The organism is Amphritea atlantica (assembly GCA_024397875.1).
Classification (GTDB): domain Bacteria; phylum Pseudomonadota; class Gammaproteobacteria; order Pseudomonadales; family Balneatricaceae; genus Amphritea; species Amphritea atlantica_B.
The window spans coordinates 2,329,923-2,353,631 of record CP073344.1 but is presented as its reverse complement, the minus strand read 5'-3'; the positions used below and the strand labels follow the sequence as shown (position 1 = coordinate 2,353,631).

At 49.3% G+C, this 23,709-nt stretch carries 23 protein-coding genes; 11 read left to right on the top strand and 12 right to left on the bottom strand.

Annotated features, from left to right (window positions below; genetic code table 11):
• Nucleotides 1-25: 25 nt before the first annotated feature.
• Nucleotides 26-1,294 (bottom strand): hypothetical protein, encoded by a 1,269-nt coding sequence (locus KDX31_10905; protein UTW01875.1) that lies wholly within the window; start codon nt 1,292-1,294, stop codon nt 26-28.
• A 213-nt stretch (nt 1,295-1,507) separates the two neighbouring features.
• On the opposite strand from KDX31_10905, the gene KDX31_10900 reads away from it, so the two are divergent.
• The 5 genes from KDX31_10900 (at nt 1,508) to KDX31_10880 (ending at nt 7,191) form a co-directional block, all read left to right on the top strand.
• On the top strand, nt 1,508-2,212 hold the full coding sequence (locus KDX31_10900) for a response regulator transcription factor (GenBank protein ID UTW01874.1): 705 nt from the start codon (nt 1,508-1,510) through the stop codon (nt 2,210-2,212).
• Between the two features lie 131 nt (nt 2,213-2,343).
• Nucleotides 2,344-3,651, top strand: coding sequence for an aminotransferase class III-fold pyridoxal phosphate-dependent enzyme (locus KDX31_10895; protein ID UTW01873.1), 1,308 nt, complete (start codon nt 2,344-2,346; stop codon nt 3,649-3,651).
• Nucleotides 3,648-4,670 carry a phosphotransferase gene (locus tag KDX31_10890; GenBank protein ID UTW01872.1) on the top strand — a complete coding sequence of 341 codons (1,023 nt, stop codon included), beginning with the start codon at nt 3,648-3,650 and terminating at the stop codon, nt 4,668-4,670. The genes KDX31_10895 and KDX31_10890 overlap by 4 nt, the downstream gene beginning before the upstream one ends.
• 133 nt (nt 4,671-4,803) lie before the next feature.
• Nucleotides 4,804-5,604 (top strand): SDR family oxidoreductase, encoded by an 801-nt coding sequence (locus KDX31_10885; GenBank protein UTW01871.1) that lies wholly within the window; start codon nt 4,804-4,806, stop codon nt 5,602-5,604.
• A gap of 123 nt (nt 5,605-5,727) precedes the next feature.
• The gene (locus KDX31_10880) at nt 5,728-7,191 is read left to right on the top strand and encodes an NAD-dependent succinate-semialdehyde dehydrogenase (protein ID UTW01870.1); all 1,464 of its coding nucleotides are present in this window, start codon (nt 5,728-5,730) and stop codon (nt 7,189-7,191) included.
• A 115-nt stretch (nt 7,192-7,306) separates the two neighbouring features.
• On the opposite strand, the gene hpaR is transcribed toward KDX31_10880, so the two are convergent.
• Nucleotides 7,307-7,729: a homoprotocatechuate degradation operon regulator HpaR gene (hpaR, locus tag KDX31_10875; protein ID UTW01869.1), complete on the bottom strand. Its 423-nt coding sequence runs from the start codon at nt 7,727-7,729 to the stop codon at nt 7,307-7,309.
• 89 nt (nt 7,730-7,818) lie between these two features.
• A complete protein-coding gene (locus KDX31_10870) occupies nt 7,819-8,661 on the bottom strand; it encodes an EamA family transporter (protein UTW01868.1) in 843 nt (280 codons plus the stop codon).
• Between the two features lie 179 nt (nt 8,662-8,840).
• On the opposite strand from KDX31_10870, the gene KDX31_10865 reads away from it, so the two are divergent.
• A complete protein-coding gene (locus KDX31_10865; GenBank protein ID UTW01867.1) occupies nt 8,841-9,404 on the top strand; it encodes a hypothetical protein in 564 nt (187 codons plus the stop codon).
• A gap of 64 nt (nt 9,405-9,468) precedes the next feature.
• Entirely contained in the window at nt 9,469-10,455 is a 987-nt protein-coding gene (gene rlmF / locus KDX31_10860) for a 23S rRNA (adenine(1618)-N(6))-methyltransferase RlmF (GenBank protein UTW01866.1), read from the top strand.
• Nucleotides 10,456-10,516: 61 nt separating this feature from the next.
• On the opposite strand, the gene KDX31_10855 is transcribed toward rlmF, so the two are convergent.
• Together KDX31_10855 and KDX31_10850 are read right to left on the bottom strand one after the other, a co-directional pair.
• Complete coding sequence (locus tag KDX31_10855) at nt 10,517-10,729, bottom strand: hypothetical protein (protein ID UTW01865.1); 213 nt, start codon at nt 10,727-10,729, stop codon at nt 10,517-10,519.
• A gap of 147 nt (nt 10,730-10,876) precedes the next feature.
• The gene (locus tag KDX31_10850) at nt 10,877-12,310 is read right to left on the bottom strand and encodes a PLP-dependent aminotransferase family protein (protein UTW01864.1); all 1,434 of its coding nucleotides are present in this window, start codon (nt 12,308-12,310) and stop codon (nt 10,877-10,879) included.
• Between the two features lie 163 nt (nt 12,311-12,473).
• Between KDX31_10850 and KDX31_10845 the strand changes: the two genes are divergently transcribed.
• The 4 genes from KDX31_10845 to KDX31_10830 all read left to right on the top strand — a co-directional run bounded on the left by KDX31_10845 (nt 12,474) and on the right by KDX31_10830 (nt 15,774).
• On the top strand, nt 12,474-12,731 hold the full coding sequence (locus KDX31_10845) for a DUF1127 domain-containing protein (GenBank protein ID UTW01863.1): 258 nt from the start codon (nt 12,474-12,476) through the stop codon (nt 12,729-12,731).
• 86 nt (nt 12,732-12,817) lie between these two features.
• Nucleotides 12,818-13,426 carry a CBS domain-containing protein gene (locus tag KDX31_10840; GenBank protein ID UTW01862.1) on the top strand — a complete coding sequence of 203 codons (609 nt, stop codon included), beginning with the start codon at nt 12,818-12,820 and terminating at the stop codon, nt 13,424-13,426.
• Nucleotides 13,427-13,562: 136 nt separating this feature from the next.
• The gene (locus KDX31_10835) at nt 13,563-14,726 is read left to right on the top strand and encodes a type III PLP-dependent enzyme (protein ID UTW05370.1); all 1,164 of its coding nucleotides are present in this window, start codon (nt 13,563-13,565) and stop codon (nt 14,724-14,726) included.
• Nucleotides 14,727-14,868: 142 nt separating this feature from the next.
• Nucleotides 14,869-15,774 (top strand): GGDEF domain-containing protein, encoded by a 906-nt coding sequence (locus KDX31_10830; protein UTW01861.1) that lies wholly within the window; start codon nt 14,869-14,871, stop codon nt 15,772-15,774.
• A 165-nt stretch (nt 15,775-15,939) separates the two neighbouring features.
• Here KDX31_10830 and KDX31_10825 read toward each other — a convergent pair whose 3' ends face one another.
• The 7 genes from KDX31_10825 to KDX31_10795 form a co-directional block, all read right to left on the bottom strand.
• Entirely contained in the window at nt 15,940-17,382 is a 1,443-nt protein-coding gene (locus tag KDX31_10825; protein UTW01860.1) for an amidase, read from the bottom strand.
• A gap of 175 nt (nt 17,383-17,557) precedes the next feature.
• Nucleotides 17,558-18,781 carry an MFS transporter gene (locus KDX31_10820; GenBank protein UTW01859.1) on the bottom strand — a complete coding sequence of 408 codons (1,224 nt, stop codon included), beginning with the start codon at nt 18,779-18,781 and terminating at the stop codon, nt 17,558-17,560.
• An 11-nt stretch (nt 18,782-18,792) separates the two neighbouring features.
• Nucleotides 18,793-19,728: a transporter gene (locus KDX31_10815; GenBank protein UTW01858.1), complete on the bottom strand. Its 936-nt coding sequence runs from the start codon at nt 19,726-19,728 to the stop codon at nt 18,793-18,795.
• Nucleotides 19,729-19,822: 94 nt separating this feature from the next.
• Complete coding sequence (locus KDX31_10810) at nt 19,823-20,791, bottom strand: helix-turn-helix domain-containing protein (protein ID UTW01857.1); 969 nt, start codon at nt 20,789-20,791, stop codon at nt 19,823-19,825.
• 118 nt (nt 20,792-20,909) lie between these two features.
• A complete protein-coding gene (locus KDX31_10805; protein UTW01856.1) occupies nt 20,910-21,050 on the bottom strand; it encodes a hypothetical protein in 141 nt (46 codons plus the stop codon).
• Between the two features lie 382 nt (nt 21,051-21,432).
• Nucleotides 21,433-22,494, bottom strand: coding sequence for a histidinol-phosphate transaminase (locus KDX31_10800; protein UTW05369.1), 1,062 nt, complete (start codon nt 22,492-22,494; stop codon nt 21,433-21,435).
• Between the two features lie 569 nt (nt 22,495-23,063).
• Complete coding sequence (locus tag KDX31_10795) at nt 23,064-23,498, bottom strand: hemerythrin family protein (GenBank protein UTW01855.1); 435 nt, start codon at nt 23,496-23,498, stop codon at nt 23,064-23,066.
• Nucleotides 23,499-23,709 lie beyond the last annotated feature (211 nt).

Sequence of the window (23,709 nt, the reverse complement as noted above, 5' to 3'; positions counted from 1 at the left end):
TAGTTATATAGATAAAGCCTGTTTTTTAGAAAGGAACGATAGCGATGATTTGAGCATAGACGTTATCGTCGTTGGTATTCTGTGTAGCATTATCGCTATCGGGGGAGTAAACACCGATTAGTGGGCTGATGATCAGGTGATCATTCACTACCCATTCAGCGTACAGATCTACTTCCTGGCCATCGGAGTTTGCGCCAAACGTGGTTGAGTTGCTGAAATCAAAGAACAGCGCGCCAACAGACAGCATCTCAGTCGGAGAGGCTTTCAGCGCAATATGCTGGATCTCGGCAGATGAACCAAATGGACCGGCGTAGTTGGCTGCAACCTCACCCTGGAACCAGGTGCCGTAGCCGCGATTAAATCCGTAAAACAGGGAGTCGAAGTTATCTTCATACTTGGTATAACGATAGGTTAGTTGTGGAGACCAGGCGACATCGGCAAAGGTCCAGCCTGCTTCGGCATACCATGCGTTTGCGTCAGCGGAGTCATCGCCCTGAGTCTGATCGGCATACTCGGCAGACAGGAACAGATTTTCAACACCGGCATTACCCTGAAAGCGAACACTGACCGTTTTCTGACCATCGCGTGTAGCATTGTCCACAGCGTCAAGGCCTTTGATGTATGTCGCACCGAAAGTGCCTTTCTCGGTAATATACTCAATGTTTGCACCGCCCAGCTCTACTTCACTCTGAGCCTTATTATCTGACCCAAGGTAGAACAGGTCACCGCGTAACCCGTCTTCACCGCCAATGCGGGCGATTGCGGTCTTGTCGAATGCTTTACGGGCTGCCAGCCAGTATGCGCCACCACGGTTAGAGTCTGGGAATACGCCTTCACCCAGGTTCAGGGCGTCGCCGTTGATAAGGAAACCATCACCTATAGAAAAATTCTGGCGCCCGAAAGAGAGATCGACCATGCCATTACGGAAACCTATATAAGCATCTTCCAGTGCGGTACGACGTTCACTACCGTCACTGTTAGCACCAGCATCACCGTCACCCCAGGTACCGGAAGATACAACGTTAATACCACCATAAACAGCGGCTGAGTCGTTAATGTCGTGGCTGCCACTGAAACCCGCTTTCAGGTAGGCTTCCTGCCAGTTGGAGCCGTCACCGCTTTTACCAAAGTAGTTTTCATCGCTGCTGAACGTACCAACTATCGCTTCGATATCCAGATTCAGTTCAGAGCCGTTTTCGCTATAGAGGTTATAAGCAGAGGCAGAGCCTGAAGCCAGGGCAATGGCTGAGCCCAGAGCTACGGCAGAGAGCTTTTGTTTAAAGTGCTGTGTCATCGACATGATCCTCCGGGGGATTCTTGGTATTTTTTTTATGGCAGCGGTGGTTACTGAAGGGGGTAGATAACCACATATGCTGCAGCTTTATTCGACCCGTTATCCGGTTTAAAAGTAATCAACCATATGGTTGATAAGCAGAGTTTGTATTCCCGTTCGGGTTCTGACAGGATGCGGAAAGGGTTATTTATGCAGGGGCGGGCAGGTTAGTGTATGACACAGCATAAGAATGTTTTTCCTAATGAATTTCAGCGTAAGGCGCTGGAGTTAATGAATGACCTGATACCCCTGAGTGAGTCTGTTTTTTTTCTGATGGAACCGGATATGCATCACCGCGGGGCAGTGGTATACAGCCGAAGCACCGGTATTGAAAAACAGTACGATACAACCTATGGCAAAATGGATCCGCTTAGTCCAGAGCGATTCAGTCATACAGATGACCGGGTGGTGACGCTGGATTCGCAGATGTCGCCGCATATCCTTAAGCAGACTATTTATTACCAGGAATTTATGGTGCCGAATAATCACCGTTATGTGGCGGATATGTTTTTTCGTCATGAGGGCCGGATTATCGCCGTGTTATCTATGTTGCGTGAGGAGGCGATGGGCAACTATAACGGGGAAGAGTTAGTACTATTGCGTAAGTTACAACCGTTTCTCGAATATAGTCTCAACGCTGTTTATCTGCCGCAGCGTCAGCAGGAACGTAGCTCTATCACTGATAAATACGGACTGACTGAGCGTGAGCTGGATGTTATTGAGTTGTTATTGAGCGGTGCCAGTAATAAAGAGATTGCGGTTGATCTCGGTCTGGGGCTGGCAACGGTCAAGACTCACCTGCATCACATATTTCAGAAAGTTTCAGTGCAGTCTCGCAGCGAGCTGGTTGCTAAAGTCCTGCTTGACTTACAAGCCTAGATTTTCTTATTCAATTATCGGCCTATTTTTTCGACTCCATCCAATGGTGGATGCCGCATGTCGTTTATTCCTTAGATACTGCCCTTCAATTACAAATAGGGTAAGCCCCTGCCGTACTACAGGACGATATTATGTCAGCCATTACTAATACCGAATTATTACAGCGTCGTTACAATGTTATGGGTAAAAGCTCCCCGCTTTTTTACGAGAAACCGTTGCACCTGGTGCGGGGAGAGGGGGTGTGGTTGTATGACAATGACGGCAGAAAATATCTGGATGTCTATAACAATGTGCCTCATGTGGGGCACTGCAATCCCCGGGTAGTTGAAGCGCTGTATAAGCAGGCGTCGACACTGAATATCCATACCCGCTATCTGCACGATAATATCGTTGAGTATATTGAGCGTCTGACCACAACCTTCGACGATGGCCTGAGTATGGCGATGCTCACCTGTACCGGCAGTGAAGCCAATGAATTGGCACTGCGGATGGCCCGGTTTTACACCGGTAATCAGGGCATCATCGTCACCGATTTTGCTTACCACGGCAACACCGAAGCGGTTGCCGAACTGGGTACCGGATTTATGCCGGAAGCGAAGCATACTAAACGGGTGAAATCCTTTTCCATCCCCGATTCCTATCGGGGGATCAGCGGTGTGGCTGAAAGTGATCTGGCGGATGCATATGCAGCACAAGTACAGCAGGCTATCGATGAATTTGAAGCCGAAGGGATCAATGTTGCCGGTATGTTAGTGTGTCCCGATTTTGCCAATGAAGGTCTGCTAACGGTGCCTAAGGGCTTCCTGGAGAAAGCCGTTGCGATGGTGCGTAAGGCGGGCGGTGTGATGATTGCCGATGAAGTGCAGGCGGGGTTTGGTCGCAGCGGTGCGCATTTCTGGGCGCACCAATGGTATGACCTGACGCCGGATATTGTCACCATGGGTAAGCCTATGGGGAATGGCCATCCGCTGGCAGGGGTGATCGCCCGTGCCGATATGATTGAGGCGTTCAGCAAGGAGGCGATGTATTTCAATACCTTTGGCGGAACACCGGTCTCTTGTGCCGTGGGTATGGCGGTGCTGGATGCGCTGCAGGAAGACCGTTTAATGGAAAATGCCGTGTCCACCGGTGCCTATGTTACGGCGGGTCTGCGTAAGTTACAGGATAAGTATCCTTTGATCGGCGATGTGCGCGATCTGGGAATGTTCTTTGGGGTTGAGCTGGTGACTGACCGGGCGACCAAAGTGCCTGCCATAATAGAGTCTCGCCGGATCATTAACCTGATGCGGGAGCGGGGCGTGCTGATCAGCACCATCGGCGTCACCGATTCGATCCTGAAACTGCGTCCGCCGATGCCTTTCCAGCCAGAACACGCGGATCTGTTGATTGCTACGCTCGATGACGTGCTTGAAATCGTTAGCCGGGAGATGGCTGGATGAATCGTTTTTATGAGATAAGTCCGGCGCAGCAGTGTGAACGACTGCAACAACTAGCGCAAAAAGCGCTGTGTCACTGGCAGTTGGATGCCCGCAGTATTGAACTGATCAAATATCGGGAAAACGCTGTATTTGAAGTGGTGACGACCGCTGGTGTTCGCTACGCGCTGCGTATGCATCGCCCTGGATACCACAGTGATACCGCTTTACGCTCAGAGCTTCAATGGATGGAGGCGTTGAATAACGTCGGTGTTCTGGTGCCTGAAGTGATCCCTACCGCAGCAGGCGAACTGCTCATCACTGAAGCGTTAGACAGCATTCCTGAACCGCGGCAGATCGATCTGTTTGCCTGGATTGAAGGTGAGCAGCTCGGTTCAGTAGAGCATGGGCTGGGCGATAATGCTGCGCAGATCTCCGCCCTCTATTTTGCTATCGGTGAAACAGCAGGCCGGCTGCATAACCAGTCTGGCGACTGGCAGTTGCCTGAGGGGTTTGAAAGGCACGCCTGGGACTGTGATGGTCTGGTGGGCGAACAGCCATTCTGGGGGCGTTTCTGGGAGCTGGAATTGCTGACGGTTGAGCAGAAAGCGCTGATTATTGAAGTCCGGGAAAAAATCCGGCTCAGGCTACAGCAGTTAGATAAGTCGTCGCAGAATTACAGCCTGATTCACGCCGATTTCGTGCCCGAAAACCTGATGGCCGATGGGGCCGGGGTTCGACTGCTGGACTTTGATGATGCCGGTTTTGGCTGGCATATGTTTGAGTTGGCAACCGCGCTCTATTTTATTATTGAAGAGGAATGCTATGACATCGCTAAGCAGGCACTGTTCGATGGCTATCGTCAGCAGCGGAACCTGAGTGAAGCGGATCAGGGATTGCTGGAGCTGTTCCTTACGGCCCGGGGTTTTACCTATCTTGGCTGGATTCGCAGCCGTCAGGAGACGAAAACGGCACAGGAACTGGCGCCTGAACTGATCCGAATGGCCTGCCAGCAGGCAAAGCGGTTTCTGTCGCAGTCCTGATATTGCCCGGGGTTGCTTTAGCGACGCTTTACGACAAGTCATCGTACGCGGTGGCTTGTTTTTCGGCATCGACGACAGAGACAGTGGCTCACAGAGTTTTCTTGGTAGCCTAAATATTATTCAGGAGTGGATTATGCATATCGATCTGAGCGGTAAAGTTGCCATTATTACGGGGGCCGGACAGGGCATCGGTGAGGGGCTTGCGTATGCTTTCTCGGCCGCCGGTGCAGCGGTCGTTGTGGCGACCCGCACTGCTGCAAACGGCCAGGAGACGGTCGATAATATAATCAAGGCGGGCGGTCAGGCTGCGTTGATTCAGTGTGATGTGGGCAGCCGCATTGAAAATGAGAGCCTGGTTGATAAAGCAATAGCGCTGTATGGTCGCCTCGATATCGTTATTCATAATGCAGCGGTCTATCCGATGCAGTCCATCGAGACCTTAACGGATGAACAGCTGGATATGACCCTGTCTGTTAATCTGAAGGCCGCCTTCTGGCTGACTCAGGCGGCCTTACCCTATCTGCGACAGGCACCATTCGGACGAATTATTTTTACCTCATCGGTGACCGGTCCCAAAGTTGTGATGCCGGAAACAGCACATTATGCGGCATCCAAGAGCGGTCTGAATGGATTTATCCGCAGCGCTGCGATGGAGTTTGCCCGGGAGAATATAACCGTCAATGGCGTTGAGCCGGGTTATATTCTGACACCGGCAATGGGGGCGCTGGTTGATGAAACCGGTTTGCAGGAGATGGCCAGCCAGATTCCAGCAGGGTATCTGGGGACACCGGCTGATATCGCCCATGCGATGTTGTTCCTTGCTTCGGAGCAGGCCGCGTATATTACCGGCCAGACAATCACGGTCGATGGGGGCTCAACATTGCCTGAAAGCCCGGTGTTGATGGAGCAGTTTTACCGCTCAAAATCATCATAGCAAGATGGCTGCTTGAGTCAGAAAAATATAAAAACTTAACATGTTAAGTAGTGTTGTGTATTATATCAACAAGAATTGATTCCACCGGGACGCAGCAGCCCGACAATGTTAAAAGAGATAACTATGAAATTAGAACTGAAAGATTCCTCGTTGGTTAAGACTCAGGCGTTTATTGGCGGGCAGTGGGTTGATGGTGATACGGGTGAGACCTTTAAGGTGTTGAACCCGGCTACCGGCGATGTTGTGGCTGAAGTGGCCAGTGTCGGACAAGCTGAGACAGCCCGTGCCATTGCTGCAGCCAATATAGCTATGGCTGATTGGAAAGCGCTGCCAGCGGGGCAGCGTTCAGAGATTCTGGAGCGCTGGCACGCTCTGATTCTTGAGAATATCGATGATCTGGCGGCCATCATGACTATCGAGCAGGGTAAACCTGTGTTTGAGTCTAAAGGTGAAGTGCTGTACGGCGCATCCTATCTGAAATGGTTTGCCGAAGAGGGCAAGCGGGTTTACGGCGACGTACTGCCTTCCGCTAATGACCGGCGCAGTATTGTGATTAAGCAGCCGGTCGGTGTGGTTGCCGCCATTACGCCGTGGAATTTTCCTAATGCGATGATCACCCGTAAGGCTGCGCCGGCACTGGCAGCGGGTTGTGCAATCGTTCTGAAACCGGCGGCCGAGACGCCGTTGTCGGCACTGGCGCTGGCTGAGCTGGCTAATCGTGCGGGTCTGCCTGCGGGTCTGTTCAGTGTGCTGCCGAGTGCGAATTCTTCGAAGGTGGGGGGGGAGATGACCTCTAATCCGGTGGTTAAGAAGCTGACTTTTACCGGCTCCACTCCGGTCGGCAAACTGCTGATGAAACAGTGCGCCGATACCGTTAAACGTACCTCAATGGAGTTGGGCGGCAACGCACCGGTGATTATCTTTGATGATGCGGATCTGGATCTGGCGGTCAAAGGTGCGCTGGTGTCTAAATACCGTAATTCCGGACAGACCTGTATCTGTGCCAACCGACTGCTGGTGCAGGAAGGGATCTACGATGCCTTCGTGGAAAAGTTTGCCGCAGCAGTCAAAGAGTTCCGGCTGGGTTATGGCTTTGATGCTGATACGACTCACGGTCCTGTTGTGTCGAAGAAAGCGCTGAGTGATATCGATGCTATCGTGCAGAATGCGGTGAAGCAGGGGGCCAGCGTAGTTACTGGTGGTCAGCCTTCAGCGTTGGGCAACTGTTTCTACGAGCCGACTGTACTGACCAATGTGAATGACAGCATGAGTATCTTCTCTAAAGAGATCTTTGGTCCGGTGGCGCCGGTGTTTAAGTTCAGCACCGAAGAGCAGGCGATTGCGATGGCCAACGATACTGAGTTCGGTCTGGCGGCGTATGTCTACACCGAGAATGTCGGTCGTATCTGGCGGGTGTCAGAAGGGATCGAGTATGGCATGGTGGGCGTGAATGAGACGGCTATCAGTTCTGAAGTGATTCCGTTTGGCGGCGTTAAAGAGTCGGGTCAGGGACGTGAAGGCTCTAAGTACGGTCTGGATGACTATCTGGAAACTAAGTATATCTGTATTGGTGGTTTACAGCGCTGATAGCGTGTGTTGACAGGAGTCGCTTTGATTCTGTTACAGAGGTGGCGCTTGCGCCACTTTTTCTGTTTATTTTTCTTCCTCAAACACCTGACTGGCCGAATCAGGTTTTGGCTGCTCAGGCTTCCAGTTCAGTCAACTCTTTGAGTAGCCGGGTTAGCTGCTCGAGTTTTTCTTCACCGTAGCGTTCACTAAACGCTTTGTAGCGTGAATCAACATCCGGGCTGAGACGCTGAAACAGATCCAGGGCTTTATCTGTCAGGCTTAACAGTGTGCGACGCTGATCCTCTTCTGATTTTTTCCGTTTTATATACCCCTGCTGCTCAAGGCGTTTGATAATACCTGTCAGGCTTGGGCTGAGAATACAGCAATGTTCTGCCAGTTGTTTTGATTCCAACTCCTCATAGGCTTTGAGCGCTCTTAGAACACGCCATTGCTGTTCAGTGATGTTGTTTTCCTGAAGCAGTGGGCGAAAATATGCCATTGTCGCTTCCCGGGCTTTGAGTAGTTGCAGTGGCAGTGAGTCTTCGAATTTACGCATATGAGATTCTTAATATCTAAACTAGTTATCTTATTCTTACGATTCAGGGGGGCTGATGCAAATGTTTTTTTAAACAGAGTGATGCACACTTATTTTTGCCAGCGGAGATAGCCATGGATTAACAGAGTAAGTATGACCAGTGCGCCGCCTTGCAGTGCTGCCAAACTGGGCTCTTCATCTATAAATAGCCAGACAAGCAGCGGGCCGCAGGCTGTTTCCAGTAGCATCAGCATACCCACTTCCGCCGCCGAGATCCGGGTGGGACCCAGGGTAATCAGTACAAAAGCGATCGGCACAACAATAACACACAATAACAGCATCCACCCCCAGTCTGTGCCCGATAGTGCCAGAGGTGAGGCAAAGAACAGACTGGTCAGGCTCACTAGCAGACCTGAAGTGATCAGTGCAGGGGTCATATTACGATGTTTTACGGCGCGGTCGTTAACAAACTTAGCCGCGAGAGCGATGCCACAAAAGAGTGCCATCAGGTCTCCTTCGAGGTTGGGGCTGGACCAGGAGTCTTTCATGACCCAGCCGATGCCCAGCATGGAGATCACTATCGCGATCCAGGTAATGGGGGCCGAGCGCTCACCAATAAACAGCCGCGCGATAATCGCCGCAAACAGTGGCTGGGCACTGATGATAACCAGAACATTGGCCACCGAGGTGTGATGAACCGCGGTGACAAACAGTATTGAACAGATGCTGTAAAACACTGCTGAGCGGATGTAGGCCCAGTCGCGATAAAACAGTGGTTTTCCCGGGTATCGGTAGCGACACCAGAGAGCGACCATCAGACCCAGCAGCAGGCCGCGCCAGAACAGCAGACTGAAGGGCTCTGCCTGAATCAGCCTGATTAGCAGGGCATCAAAACTCAATATCAGCACACCTAGCGAGGTTAGCAGAAATCCTTTCAGGTATTCAGTATTCATTAAATCCCTTTTGTAACCTCAGGTTATTTTTATTTATGACTGGCACTAAGCAAGGTCAGGCATTGTATCCATATTGAGCTGAAAGTTCAGCGTTGCGAAGTAATAAAACAGTACTGAAGTACCATAGTGCTTCCGCTTCAGCCTCCTAAACTTGAAGAACAATAGTCAGGAGCGCCGTGATGAATAAATTATTTGCTGGATTGATGCTGCTTGTTTCGCTGTTTTTCCTGGTGACACCGGTTGGCGCGGCCAGTTTAAGCGAGGGCGTCAAACAGATCCATCTGCAACAGAAAGATGGCAGTGAGCAACGTATTGGCGAGCTGATATTGACCGCTGGTGAGAATGGTCAGTTCAGTTATAAGATCACCCTGGACCATCACTTGTTTAAAGACTACTTCCTCTCCATGAAAGAGATGAAATGCCTCGAAGGACCAGAACTCTGGTGCTTTATCCCTTACCCTTATGAACAGCCGAGAACCATCAGTGCTGATGATCTCAGATGGCTGGAGCATGATCTGCTGTTTATGTTTAAGAAGCCGGAAGCTTTTGGTGCAAATTTCTGGAACGGTATCTACTACAAAATGGCGTTAACAGATAATGGGATTCATGGCACCGCACAGGCACTGGATCTGAATCTGCTGGCGTCCCCACCAGACGATCTCAGCCAGCCGCCGGTTGGTGAGTATGATATCGACAGGGCTGACCTCGAGAAACGCTGGCTGCCTTTTATTGAGATCCGCTAATCGCTCATTTTCTGCCTGACTTAGGATACAATGCGTACAATTCAACGCAGGGTTATTCCAGGTTATGGTTAAAGCACAGCATCGTGAAGGGAAACAGTCGCCCCGATTGCATCCCAGAAATCCCCATCAGGGACGGTATGATTTTGACAGGCTCTGTCAGCTTTACGCTGAACTCAGGCCTTATGTCTCAGTCAACCGGTTTGGCAGTCAGACAATCGACTTTCATGACCCTGATGCGGTTAAAGCTCTGAACCAGGCACTGCTGATGCAGTATTATGGTATTCGTTTCTGGGATATGCCTTCTGGATATCTGTGCCCGGCCATTCCGGGGCGTGCAGATTATATTCACCACCTGTCAGACCTGCTGGCCGGAGATAATGCCGGTGTAGTGCCGCAAGGCCGAAAAATAAAAGGGCTGGATATCGGGACGGGCGCAAACTGTATCTATCCTATTATTGGTTGTCGGACTTATGGCTGGCAGTTTGTCGGAACAGATATCGACCCGGTTGCGGTGAATACTGCTAATCTGATCACTGACGCAAACCCTTCCCTCAGGGGACTGATCGAGAGTCGCTTGCAAGCGGATGGCAGAAATATCTTCAGGGGCGTTATAAAACCATCGGACCGGTTTGACTTCACCCTGTGTAATCCTCCCTTTCACAGCTCCGCACAGGAGGCTGAAGCAGGCAGTCAGCGAAAACTTCGCAACCTGGGAAAGTCCGCTGAGAACGTAAAACTTAACTTCGGTGGCAAGAGTAATGAGCTGTGGTGTGACGGCGGGGAACTGGCTTTTCTTAAACGGATGATTTTACAGAGTCGGGAGTTTTCTCAGCAGTGCTATCTGTTCAGCGCTCTGGTCTCAAAACATGAAAATATTATCCAGCTGAAGCGGGCCTTAAAAAATGCCGGCGCCCGGCGGGTGACGGTCGTGAGTATGTCCCAGGGGATGAAAGTCAGCCGTTTGTTAGCCTGGACGTTTCTCTCTGAATCTGAACAGTTGTCATGGCGGGAGTTATACTGGGACGCTAACCCGGCTATGCCTCACGGGTGAGTGTTTGGCATATAACCGGGTTTAGCGATAAGGCTTAGATATTTAAAGAAAACGGTTGGAACTAGTGCTGCTTAAGAAGTTCTGCGGTGCTCTCTAACTCTTCCAGATAACTAAGCAAATCTTCTGTTTGTATATCGGGGTGCGCGTTAAGAAGGTGTCTGAGTGTTTCCAATGGCGCAGGTGAGCCCTGTTGTATATTGTTGGTTATTGCCAGAAGCAGAGAGGTGAGTACCTCGAGACTTTTTACCCGTGACTCCAGATTATATCCATTCACATTCTATACTCCTCGGATCACTATAAAAAATGACAACAGCCCCTCCAGGCTATTGCCTCTTGACGTATGAGTAAAGTTTAGTCAAAAATCGCAGCCATGGGAGTGTATAAGACGAGATTTTTTCAAGTGCGTTTTAGCTGTAATAGTCTACTCATGAGGCAGCAGTGTTTGTACCATCATCTCTTTGCTGAGTAGCCCCAATGTTGTGATCGCTTTTTCCAGTGCAGGATTGGAACTGTTTACACAACAGATGCGCATAAAGTTCCGGTATTTTCCTGAGGCGGAGAACAGTGTTCCGGGAGCGATACTGATGCCCTGTGCTTTAGCACGTTTGTTCAGTTCATTGGCATCAATGTGATCCGGTAATTCCACCCATAAAAGATAGCCCCCCTGAGGATAGCTGATGCGGGTGCCTTCCGGCATATCCCGTTTTAACCAGCCGATCACCGCGTCACGATCACGTTGGTAGTCCCGGCGCACCCGGCGCAGATGTTTTTCGTAATAGCCCTGTGCAATAAACTCGGCCACTGCCATCTGAGTCAGTTTCGGAGTCGAAAGACTGGAGAGATATTTAACCATCATTATATGCTCCCGATAGCGGCCGGGGGCGATCCAGCCGACCCGGATTCCAGGCGCGATTGATTTTGAAAATGAGGAGCAGAGAATCACCCGACCCTGGGTATCGAACGATTTGATCGTTCTCGGCCGGGGCAGGGTATAGCTCAGATCGCCGTAAACATCGTCCTCAATCAGCGGCACATCGTAGCGGTTAAGTAGTTCCAGCAGCCGGAGTTTGTTCTGGTCCGGCATAGAATAACCGAGCGGGTTATTGTTTGTCGGTGTCAGCAGGCAGGCTTTAATGGGCCATTGTTCGAACGCCATCTCCAGTGCTTCAAGGGATATACCCGTTTTGGGATTCGTGGGGATTTCCAGTGCTTTTACACCGTTGATCTTAATCGCCTGTACCGAGCCAAAAAAACTGGGTGAATCAACCACAACAATATCACCAGGTTCTGTGACTGCTCTCAGGCTGCAGGACAGTGCTTCCTGGCATCCCGACGTGATAATGATTTCTTCAGGGTGGACACGGCAACCAGAGTCCACCATCACCCGGGCGATTTGGTGACGCAACAGGTCAGAACCCGCTGCCTGTTCATAATCGAGCACATGGCTGTCAGTATTACGGCTGAGTTCAGCCATGAGTCGTGTTAACGGTTTCAGGGTAGAGGCATTAGTGTCCGGCAGTGCCAGACTCAGTTTGGTAGTTTCTTGGCTGCCATATTCATTGATCATGTGTTGCAGCTTTTGCCATTGAGCCACCACCAACGGTTGTGGTGCCGGGTTGCTGGTGGCGGGGAGTTCTGGTGGAGCCTGACGTAGCAAAACGTAATACCCCGACTTGGGGCGGGACTCAATGATCCCATCATCAATGAGCAGACCATAAGCTTCCTGTACTGTCGAGATACTGACGCCGTGTTCCTGACTTAACCCCCGTACCGAAGGCAGTTTATCCCCCTGGTGGTAATAACCAAGATCAATCCGGTCTTTCAGCGTTGTGGCGACTTGTTCATACAGTTTCATCAGAATGGTCCCGTTCAGTGTAGAAAGCAGTACAGGTTTTTATCTTTAAACCATTACAGATAGAGATTATTTCTATCTGTAATGGTTTGTATTTAATGTTTTTGAATCTGTAATGGTATCAGATAAATCCATAAACTGAAGCCCTATTATGGAGGGTTTCTAAATGTCTAAGATGCTTATACGGTTAAAACAATACCGGCAAACTTACTACAGCAGGCGTTTGCTCCGTCAACTTGATGCCCGGACGCTCAGCGATATAGGCGTGACCCGGGCGGAAGCACTGAGGGAGTCTCGCCGCCCTTTCTGGGATAGCAGAGCTTACCAGGATGATGCAGACAATGAATCTGTTCTGGTTGCTTACAGTGTTGTTTCACTGATGTTTGTTGCCGGACTGGGGCTGACCTTTTATCTGAGTTTTTAAGGGTTTAAGGATCAATATACTGGCAGAGCACCCCAAAACAGAACTATGCTGATAAAACATTATAAAAATAAGATTTGGAGGTGCCTGTGTTTCAGGAATTTTATCCTTTACGTTTGCTGGACAATTGTGAAGTTGAACATCTGCTCACCCCTGATGTGAATCAGGAGCCGGTCAGCCTGCGGAGTCCTGCCAGTGAAGTGATGACCGATTTCAGTCAGACAGTGCCGATCACTGTAACCGAAGGCGTATCGGTAGACGAAGCCCTTGAGCGGATGAAAAACCAGCATGTGCGAATGCTGTTTGTCATTACTCTGGCGGGCAAATTCGTGGGTGTGATCAGTGCGCAGGATATTGCTGGCAGCAAAGTGATTATTTATATGCAGAACCACGGCGTCACCCGGAGTGAGGTGGCGGTAGGGCATATTATGCTGCATAAACAGTATCTGCGTTCACTGACCTTTGATCAGATCCGTCATTCCAGAATCGGCGATATCATGCTGACACTGAAGAACTCGGGGGATCAGCACCTGCTGGTGGTCGATGAAACAGAGCTGGGGATCAGGCGTGTCAGGGGTATCATTTCTGCCAGCGATATCTCACGTAAACTCAAGGTTGGGTTTGAGGTCATGTACGAGGCCAAGTCCTTCGCTGAGATAGAAAAAATTATAACACAGGGGGGCGAAATGGTTGTTTGATTATAAGCGTGAAATATATTTTCATCGGCTTAAAAATTCACTTTACAGAGGGGGCGTTTTAACTATACTGCGCTTTTTCTAATGGAGCTAACCCTCCTCTTTTCCGCCGGAGAAACCGGCAGGAGTACAGGTAAAAATAGTGATGAAACTTCCGGATCATATCTCTTCTGAAAAATGGGCACGCCTTAAACAGGCGGCCGATCAGTATCAGACTCCGTTCCAATTGATTGACCTGCAAACGGTTGCAGAGAAATATCAGGAACTGAAGAGCGGATTTGACTTTGCATCTATCTACTACGCGGTTAAAGCGAATCCACATCCAGAAATTGTGGGGCTGCTTGCGGATCTGGGTTCCAGTTTTGATATCGCTTCCATATATGAGCTGGATCAGGTGTTGTCGCACAATGTAACACCTGACCGGATCAGTTACGGGAATACGATTAAGAAGCGTGAAGATATTCGCTATTTTTATGAAAAAGGTGTGCGTCTGTATGCCACCGACTCCGAAGCCGATCTTGAAAATATCGCGGAATACGCACCGGGGTCACGGGTCTATATCCGTATCCAGACAGAGGGTGCAGAGGGCGCGGACTGGCCGCTTTCCCGTAAGTTTGGTTGTAACCCTGATATGGCGCTCGATCTGGCGATTATGGCTAAAAAGCTGGGCCTCGAGCCTTATGGAATCTCATTTCATGTCGGCTCACAACAACGCCTGATCGATGTCTGGGATGCGGCTATCGCTAAGGTGAAGGTTATCTTCGAACGGCTTCGTAGCGAGTGTGGTATTGAGTTGCGCATGATCAACATGGGCGGCGGATTTCCGGCACAATACCTGACCAAAGCGAACGATTTTTCTGTCTACTGTGAAGAGATTACCCGCTATCTGATGGAAGACTTCGGTGATAACCCGCCACTGATTATTCTGGAGCCGGGACGTTCTTTGGTGGGCGACAGTGGTTTGCTGGTCAGTGAGGTTGTACTGATCTCCCGCAAATCTCATACGGCACTGAATCGATGGGTTTATACCGATGTAGGCCTGTTTAATGGTCTGATCGAAACCCTGGGTGAGGCGATTAAGTTTCCGCTTGAAACGGAGCGTGAAGGTGACTCTGAAGAGGTTGTGCTGGCCGGGCCGACCTGTGACAGCATGGATATTATGTACGAAAACTATAAGTATGAGCTGCCACTTTCATTAGAGATCGGCGATCGGCTCTACTGGTTTTCAACCGGGGCTTATACAACCAGTTACAGCTCGGTTGAATTTAACGGTTTCCCTCCTCTCAAGTGCTACTGTATCTGAGTATGAACTTTCAGAAACCCGCTTCGGCGGGTTTTTTTATTTTAAATTGATTTATCTACACAGAATGGTAACGGCTCCTTCTGATAGATCTCCAGCCTGTGTTATAAGTGAAGCTTAACACCAATTTGTCATGGAGTTACGAATGAAAAATGCCAATATTCTTCAATCCCGAATTGATGCTCTGCTCAATGTCCTTTCTGAAGATGTGCTGATTCTGAGCCAGCTTGGCACGATCATTTTTTCCTCACATAACGAATCACCAATCCCCTGGGGAGAGGCTGATGAACTGACCGGTAAAAATCTCAACGACATTTTTCCCGGCGATATCGCCTCGATGTTGCAGGGGATGATTGATAAGTCTCTGAGCCTGAATCAGCTGATGGTCAAAGAGGTTTTGTTTGACCCGACTGTAATCGTTTACCTGCAACAGAGGGGAATGGCGGAATCATGCTGGGTTGAGGTTCGCATGGCTCCCTCGGCCGGGGATGAGCCCAGTGTGGTCTGCCGGATAGAAGATATCAGTCGGCGCAAAATGGCTCAGCGGGAAACCTCTCAGATACAAAGAGATCTGCTGACCGGTATGTACAACCGCAGGGCGCTTATGCCGGTGCTTGCTCAGTCCATCGCTCAGGCACTTCGCTATGACTGGACCTGTAGTCTGATGCTGATTAATGTCGATAGCCTGAGGCTGATTAACGATCAGCGGGGCTGGGATGTCGGGGACCAGATTCTCAAGCGTCTGGCTGAGTCGCTCAACAGTCTCAAACGCACAGCCGACTTTCTCGCCCGTGTTGGCGAAGATGGTTTTGCTATACTCCTGCCTGAAACCAATGCTGAACAGGGTATTCTGGCAGCCAAGCGGGTAAGCAGTATGGTCTCTGATCTGTCGGCTCCCCATTCGGGTACCGATATCCATTTTACTGTCAGTATTGGTGTTGCCACGCTATCAGGGGAGGTGGACAGCGCTGAATCGATGTTTAGCCGGGCAGAGGATTGCCTGCAGCTTTCTAAACAGCAGGGCGGAAACCGTATAAGCGGCAGTGAGTAATTCCGTTAGACTTAACGGTAGGATTCAGCCGTGATGCCTGGCTTAGCATGCCCCCCAAAGTAGTGCTCACCTGCTGTTGATCTTCAATAGCGTTTTTCTTCAGTCAATAACCCCTCGGGATACCGAAGGGTTATTATGGTCCATATTTTTCAGTCTCATTATGCATTAACGCATACAGGCATTCACCGGGGGAACTCTCTGATTCCAGGGTTGAAGTTGTTCGAGTTGCCGGGCGAGTTTAAACAGAGTGGCCTCATCACCGAAGCGACCAACAAAATGCGAACCGATTGGCAAACCGTTATTACTCCAATACAGGGGGACCGACATGGCCGGTTGACCTGTGCCATTGAATACTGCGGTGTAGGGTGAGTAGCTATGTGACAGCTCGATAAACTGCTCGAGCGACATCGATTCATCCAATACGTGCAACTCGCCTATCTGAGGCGGCTCCCTGACCACCGTCGGCGTTAGTAGCAGGTCGAATTTTTGCAAGAAAGCAGCCATCTGACGGCCTAAAGCATGTATTTGCTCAATGGATCTGACATATTGTACCGCGCTTATAGTACCTTTTTCCCGAACGATAATACGGGTCGCGGGCTCCAGCTCTTCATTCTGTACAGGCGCGCCGCGCATATCGCCAAGCATATCGACATAGCTTTTAGTATTCGGGCCAATAATATTAAAAGCAGCTTCAAAAAAGCTCAGCAGGTCTACCGGAAATTTAACCACTTCAACATGATGACCCAGAGTGTTGCAGAGTTTAGCTGCGTGTCGAACGCTGTCCAGAGCCGCCGGGGATACTGGCCATGGACCGGCGTCCTCAATTAGCGCTATTCGCAGAGGTTTAAGGGGGTCGTCATTCAATGACGCAGCAAAAGGTTTATTGTCCGTTGGGCTGGCATAAGGTGCTCCAAGATCTGCCCCTGAGACAATATCAAGCAGGGCTGCGCTATCGCGTACCGATAGGGTGATTGCATGAGCCGTTCCCATGCCGCCCCAGCCTTCTCCCACCAGGGGGCCGCTGGGCACTCTGCCGCGGGATGGTTTGAGGCCAAAAACACCACAACAGGATGCCGGTACCCGCAACGAACCGCCACCATCGTTGCCATGCGCAAAAGGAACCACGCGCGAGGCTACAATCGCTGCTGCACCACCGCTGGAACCTCCGGCACTGTGCTGAAGATGCCAGGGGTTATGGGTTGCACCAAAACGCGTTGACTCTGTTGTGTAAGAGGTGCCGAATTCCGGCGCAGTGCTGGTGCCGATAAAACGAATACCGGACTCCCTTAAACGGCTGACAACGGAGTCATCCAGCTGCGGACGGGCTTCCCCCAGCGCGATAGATCCATTCGTCATTCGTGCTTCTTTTACGGGCGCAAACAGATCTTTTACCAGTGTTGGGATACCTTCAAATACGCCGGATGTTGGTTCCGCATCTCTGGCGCTCTGATATAATTCTTCAGCGACGGCATTGAGAGCAGGGTTTACCTTTTCCAGGCGTTCTATGCTGGCTTCTAATAACTCTGTTTTTTTTACCTCACCCTGCTTAATCAAGCCGGCTAATGCCGTCGCATCACATTCGTCCATGAGTTTATGGATATCTTTCATACCGCTCACCTTTAAACTGGTTATTTAAGTGTTTATTGAGTTAGTTCAGTTGCCTGAGACGTCAGTAGGGAGAACCGACACACTGTCTTCAGTCCGACTAAGCTGGCTAGCGGAAACAATATGCCGTATTCATTTTTTAAGCGGTTAAGCGTTATCAGTCGATGTGACTGATGTGCTAAGCCGCAGGCTTATCTGCCATCTCTGTCCTTTTGTTTCCCTTGAAAAAACTCACAATGAGCCAGATAGTTGCGATTGCTGCGCTGGCTATGGACAGGCGTATAATAGCGCCTGGCAGATCTGTACCGGAGGCGATCAGAATCCCAACAATTATCGGGCTGATGAACTGCCCCAGATACAGGCATGAAGTAAAACCACCGATACCGCGTCCACGCACAGGTGCGGGTAGCGCATTCATTATGGCGGCCATGATATTTGGCACCATCAGTCCGGCACCCACACCGTGAATGGCGACCGCGATGATCACTTTGTTATAGGAGTTAGCATTGGCAAGGAGCCATAGCGCCACACCAATCAGTGCCATTAGCAGAGCATTACAGCCGGCAATACCAAATGAACGCCGGAAAACAGGCCAGAGCAGCGAGCCTGCCAGGGTGGCCAGCAGGCTCAGCCCTGCCGACAGTCCAATTTTGGTGGTTGAAACTACCCCGATGGAAACCAGTAAGGCGGGTGCCTGGATCGGTACAATAAAGTTGAGCACCATACCAAACATGATCATCCCATACCCTACGATCAGAGGCACAGTGGCCACCCGTGAGGTCGTATCATTGACCTGTTGAGCCGCGTGATGCTTGGGCTCCCAGAGTACCCGCATAAAAAATGGGATCAGCAACAGTGGTAGCAGGTAGAGATAGAAGGGTAGCCGCCAGGATTGTTCGCCTAACACCCCGCCAATCACAAAGAAAGCGGATCCGACTAAGCCAATGGAGACTACCTGTAGATTAACGAATTTAAGTCGTTCCTCTGCATGCCAGTAATCGGCAATCAGAGCAGTACAACAGGTCATGATGGCCGCCTCAGCACAGCCAAACAGCAAACGGGAGATTACAATTCCGTCCAGACCATTCAGGAACGCCGGCAGTACACCCAGTAAGGCATACAACAGAGTGGCAATAATAAGCAGGTTTTTTCGTCCGGTACGGTCTGAAAGCCAACCCGCTAAGGGGGCGCACACCGCGATCGCCAGTGCAGGACCGGTAATTGCCAGTGGTAATAACATCTCCGCCTGAGGGTGGGTGGGGCCGAATTCCATGCCCATTTTCGGCAGCATAGGTGCTACCATCACCGATCCCATAATGGTCAGGCTACTGCCCAGGGCGATCAGAACACCCTCGCGTCTTCCTGTGGCTGTCCGGACAGAACTACTATTTTGATTATCCATTTTTTTCACCCTCAGAAGCTCATCGCTATACGTATCGCTATGTTGTAGCCCTCAGCGCGATTTTCAGCATCGAACTCTTTGTAGGCATGCAGCCAGACGGCAGGCTTTCCGGGTGAAAAATAGCTCAGTGCAGGACCCAGTGCGGTAACGGTTCCCTTGTTACCATCGATCACACCCGGCCCTTCATCATCGGTTAACTGACGGTAGTAATATCCCCCCAGCCCAACTGTCCATGGGCCTGTATGTTTGCCGATACCAAACTCATGTCGATACTCAACGCCATTGGTATAATGCGTATCTGGGTTCTCAGAGCTGATATCCAGCTGGAAACTTGAGGATACCTCATAGCCAGCATCGGAAATGTATGACACACCATAGTTAGGCGAAATAACCCAGTGATTCAGGCCAGGCGATACCAGTCTGTTCTTATCGTAGTCTCCGGTTGGCAGCTGAATCTGCAACTGGGTATTCATGGCCAGATTCGGCGCTAAATTCCATTGCAGGATCAGTGGAATAATCTGCATGTCTCCCTGCTTGAATAGATCTGCGTGATCTTCAAAGACAACACCGACATTGGGAACCGAAACCGATAAATCAGCGTTCATATAAAGGAAGGGGAGGATAGCGGAGTAACCATACTTGGCACCGAGTATCTCTTCATCGGTCATTTTCAAATAGACCGCAGAAATCGAAAACACATCCAGTGACAGATCCTGGCCCGCTATTTTTTTGCCGTGGCTATCAACTACTTTATCTGTACTGTAATAGGCTGCCCGGCTAGCGAAAGTTCCTGTGGGAGTTGCGGGAGGCATAAAGCCAGTGCCAAACTCGAAAACACCCATCGGTGTGGTTGGAGCACCATTTTCACTGGCGTGACCAGGCAGTGATGCAATGGCTAAGGCAACACAGGTGCTATAGCATAACCCTGATAGAACTGAATTTTTCATAAGTTGCTCTCGTTATAATATGTGATTGTTATCTTTGTTCACATATTTACAGTACAGCGACTTAATATTATGGGTTATCCAGAATTGGCAAAGTTTATTGTTTGTTTCTCAATGTTTCAGAAGGTAGCTCTTTAAATAGTGTTTTGTACTCCGAAGAAAAACGACTCAGATGTAAAAATCCCCATTTGGCCGCAATATCCTGAACCGAAGTTTCGTTATTTTGATTTAATAAGTCTCTATGAGCTGCATTCAGACGAATAAGCCGTAAAAATGTTACCGGATTAATGCCCAGTGTATCTTGAAAACAGTATTGTAATTTACGTCTGCTGGTACCAATTATATTACATAACTCAATAATTGAAGGAGGCGCTTCAAGGTTTGAAAGTACGTATTCACGCGCTTTGTCGACCACTTTCTTACGTGCTACCGGGCCTAAATACTGCGCCTGTTTACGGTCGACGATGTCAATCAGGTGTTGGGATAGGGTCTCTTTTACGTTTTTCTGGAGGCTCTCATATTTTATAAGGGTATTTATATTGTCTTCAGATAGTACCTCTCTTAAATAACGAAGAAGGTCAAAGTTGGGTTTGAATTTAGTAATATAGTGCCCGTCTGAATTGCTATCTAAGTAGAATTCTATGTTTTGCTGCCTTGCAGTATTTATCAGTGTTTCTGTATTTACGGTTATGCAGATAATATCTAAATTCTCGGGTGTTAATAATTCCGGTAAACAGTCGCCTTTAGCGATTAGTATGCTATCGGGGGACGATAGATTGCCATCACAATAGAAGTGCTCAGGCAATGGCCTATAGGGTACGCTGAAACTTAATGAGCCTTCCCAGGCTCTGCCTGTCTTGACGATAGCCCTGTTTGAGCGGTCACGTACCAGTTGTAAGTCTTTTAAATTAAGCTCTGTAATATGACCGCTGAACTGTCCAGCCGACACTTGATCGTAACTGACCTGCCAGCCGCTCATACCATTGGCGTGCTGTTCAATATCGAATGTTTCAAAGCTACGATACAGCGTTTTATCAGCATGCGCTGGCGAACTATCTATTTGCATACAGCCTCCTACATCTACTGCCAATTGATTAACAATCCACCAATTTCATCATTCTGTAAAGGTCTGGGCCTGAATGTTGCCAAAATAGGATAGTCATAAATCTTCTAAAGAGAGCGTTTTACTGCATATCCACCGTACAAAGCCCGAACTTACGGGCATAGCCCGGGATGGGGAATTTTCTCGCTGATAGCTGGATGGCCTTCGGGCTGATCTCTTTTTTCAGTTGTGTCAGCAGACTATGCTGAAGTACAGAGAGCATCTTATCTCAGTGCTCTCTGTGCCCTAAGGGTAAATACTTTTTAACAACGTTTACAGATTTCATCGGAGTCACAGACAATCGTTTTCTTTATAAAAGAAGCGGTTATTGATCTACTTTCCTCTATCTGATTTTTGCTACCGAAGTAGAAGTAATAGTTGTCCTGAAACTGAAGCAGCAGAGTAATTCAACAGTGATCATAGCGTTTGGTGGGATAGTGCTGCTGTCTGTCAGAGGATCTGTACTATTGAGGAGGCGCCTGAATAACCATCATTTTGCTGAATAGAGGCAAATGCAGGGAAAGATACGAGCAATAAAAAAGCAGCCGTTTCCGGCTGCTGTTTGACGAGTCTGCTTTAACGGTAGTTCAATCACCGTTATTCAATCAGATCTGCGGATGCCGTTTCAGGGTTTCAATGAGGGTATTCATCTCATCGGAAGTGCCAATGGTGATACGCAGGAAGTTCTCGATACCCGGTTTGCTGAAGTGTCTGACCAGTAGATTATTACTGCGCAGATATTGCATCAGCTCGGTGCCACTGATCGATTTATGACTGGTGAAGACAAAGTTGGTTTTAGAGGGGATTACCCTGAAACCCAGTTGCTCCAGTTGGGTCGTGGTCCACTCGCGGCAATCGATTATTTTCTGGTTGGTTGTATTGAAGTAATCAGTATCCTCAAGTGCTGCAACCGCGCCGGCAATTGCCAGACTATCCAGTGGGTAAGAGTTGAATGAGTTTTTAACCCGTTCCAGTCCGGCAATCAGGTCTGGGTGTCCCAGGGCAAAGCCAATCCTAAGGCCTGCCAGGCTGCGGGATTTAGAGAAGGTCTGAATCACCAGTACATTGTCATATTTGCGGGTCAGCTCAACCGCGGAGCTGCCGCCAAAATCGATATAGGCTTCATCAACGATGACCAGAGAACCGCTGTTTTTTTGCAGTAGCGTTTCTATCTGATCCAGTGGTGTTTCCTGACCAGTAGGGGCATTGGGGTTGGCGAAGATAATACCGCCGTTGGGCTGATCATAATCACTAAAATTGATTTCAAAATCGTTTGTCAGCGGGATTTGACGATACTCAATGTCATACAGGTGACAGTAGACATCGTAGAAACTATAGGTAGTTTCCGGCAACAGCAGCGGCTTCTCCTGACGGAAAAAAGCCATAAATGCCAGTGCCAGTACTTCATCGGAACCGTTACCCACAAAAATGTTGTTGTATTGCAGCTGAAAATGATTCGCCAGTGCATTTTTAAGCGCTGTGGCATCGGGATCGCAATAGAGGCGCAGACGCTCTTTCGGATAGTTATTTATCGCTTCAGCAACCCTGGGGGAGGGCGGGTAAGGGTTTTCATTGGTATTCAGTTTAATCAGGTTATCAACCTTTGGCTGTTCACCCGGAACATAGGGGGTCAGCTGGCTGATGGCCGGGCTCCAGTATCTACTCATGATGGATGGCGTATCGCTATATAAGGAGTTTTCAGAAAGTGTGCCGCAGGGAGGGGACCGCTTTTCCCGGGCAGCAACTGTTGCGCTTAGCATACCAAATAGCAGCTCGTTCTTGCTATACCGTTTCAGTGCGCTATAAAAAAATGACATAAAAAACTGCCCGGAGGGAAGGGGGCCTCCGGGCAGTTAGGGTTTTACATATTACGTTGATGTAAATATATAGAGAGCGAAGCTGTGAAAAAGTTCAGCAAAAAATAATGTTTTGATATGAGTGTAATGATCTGGATGGGTGAGATAGGGGTGTTATAAAAACTGTGACCTATAAAAAAACTGCCCGGAGGGAAGGGGTTCCCCCGGGCAGTTCCGGTCTTGCATAGTACGTTGATGTATAAAGTTAGAGACACCAGTTCAGGTAAAGTTCATCAAAAATGTATTTTTTTTTAATTTTTTTCAAAAATGTCTTTAACATTATGTTTTTAAAGAGGTGATTTTCGTTTTTTGAGGCCCGAAAGGATTCCTGAGTAGCATCTTCCGGGGGGTATTCCTGGCTTTAGTTCAATAATACCGGATCAGGCGACAGCGTGATCGTATCGGCCGACAAACATGGCGGTAACGCTGTCCATGGTTGAGATATGGTTTATCAGCCAGTGACACAGCGTTGTGTTGAGGAAGTCATCAAGCTGCTCAATATCCTGGTTGTTCTGCCACTGTAACAGTACCTGATTGAGCTCTTCCAGCACCCGTTCATGCTCACCTTTATGACATTCATAAGCCGGAAAATTCACCCGCACCATCTCCGCTTCCTCATGAGCAAAATGGTGCTCACTGTGCGCGTAGATCTCTTTCAGGAGCGGCTCGATCTGTTGCTGTGATTCTTTATCTCCTTGACGAGTCTGCCGGATTAACTGATCCAGCTGGTTTATCTGTTCGGCCGCTGCTTGGTGGTCGTGGTTCATGAAGTCGAGCCCTACCGTTGGAATCTGTTCACGTTTTAACAGTGTCATCTGGCTATCCCTCAATTAATGGCTGGTCTCGATAATACGCTAACCGGATTATTGCTCCTTGTCCGATATCAAGAATCTCATTACCGGGAACGGGTGCTTCAACAGGTTGTGGTGTAGTGTCTGCCGCTCATATACCGCTGTTGTATCGGGTGGAGATAGCAGGGAGTGCAGAAGCAGAAGCAGAAGCTCAGACGCTGACACCGGGGGAGTA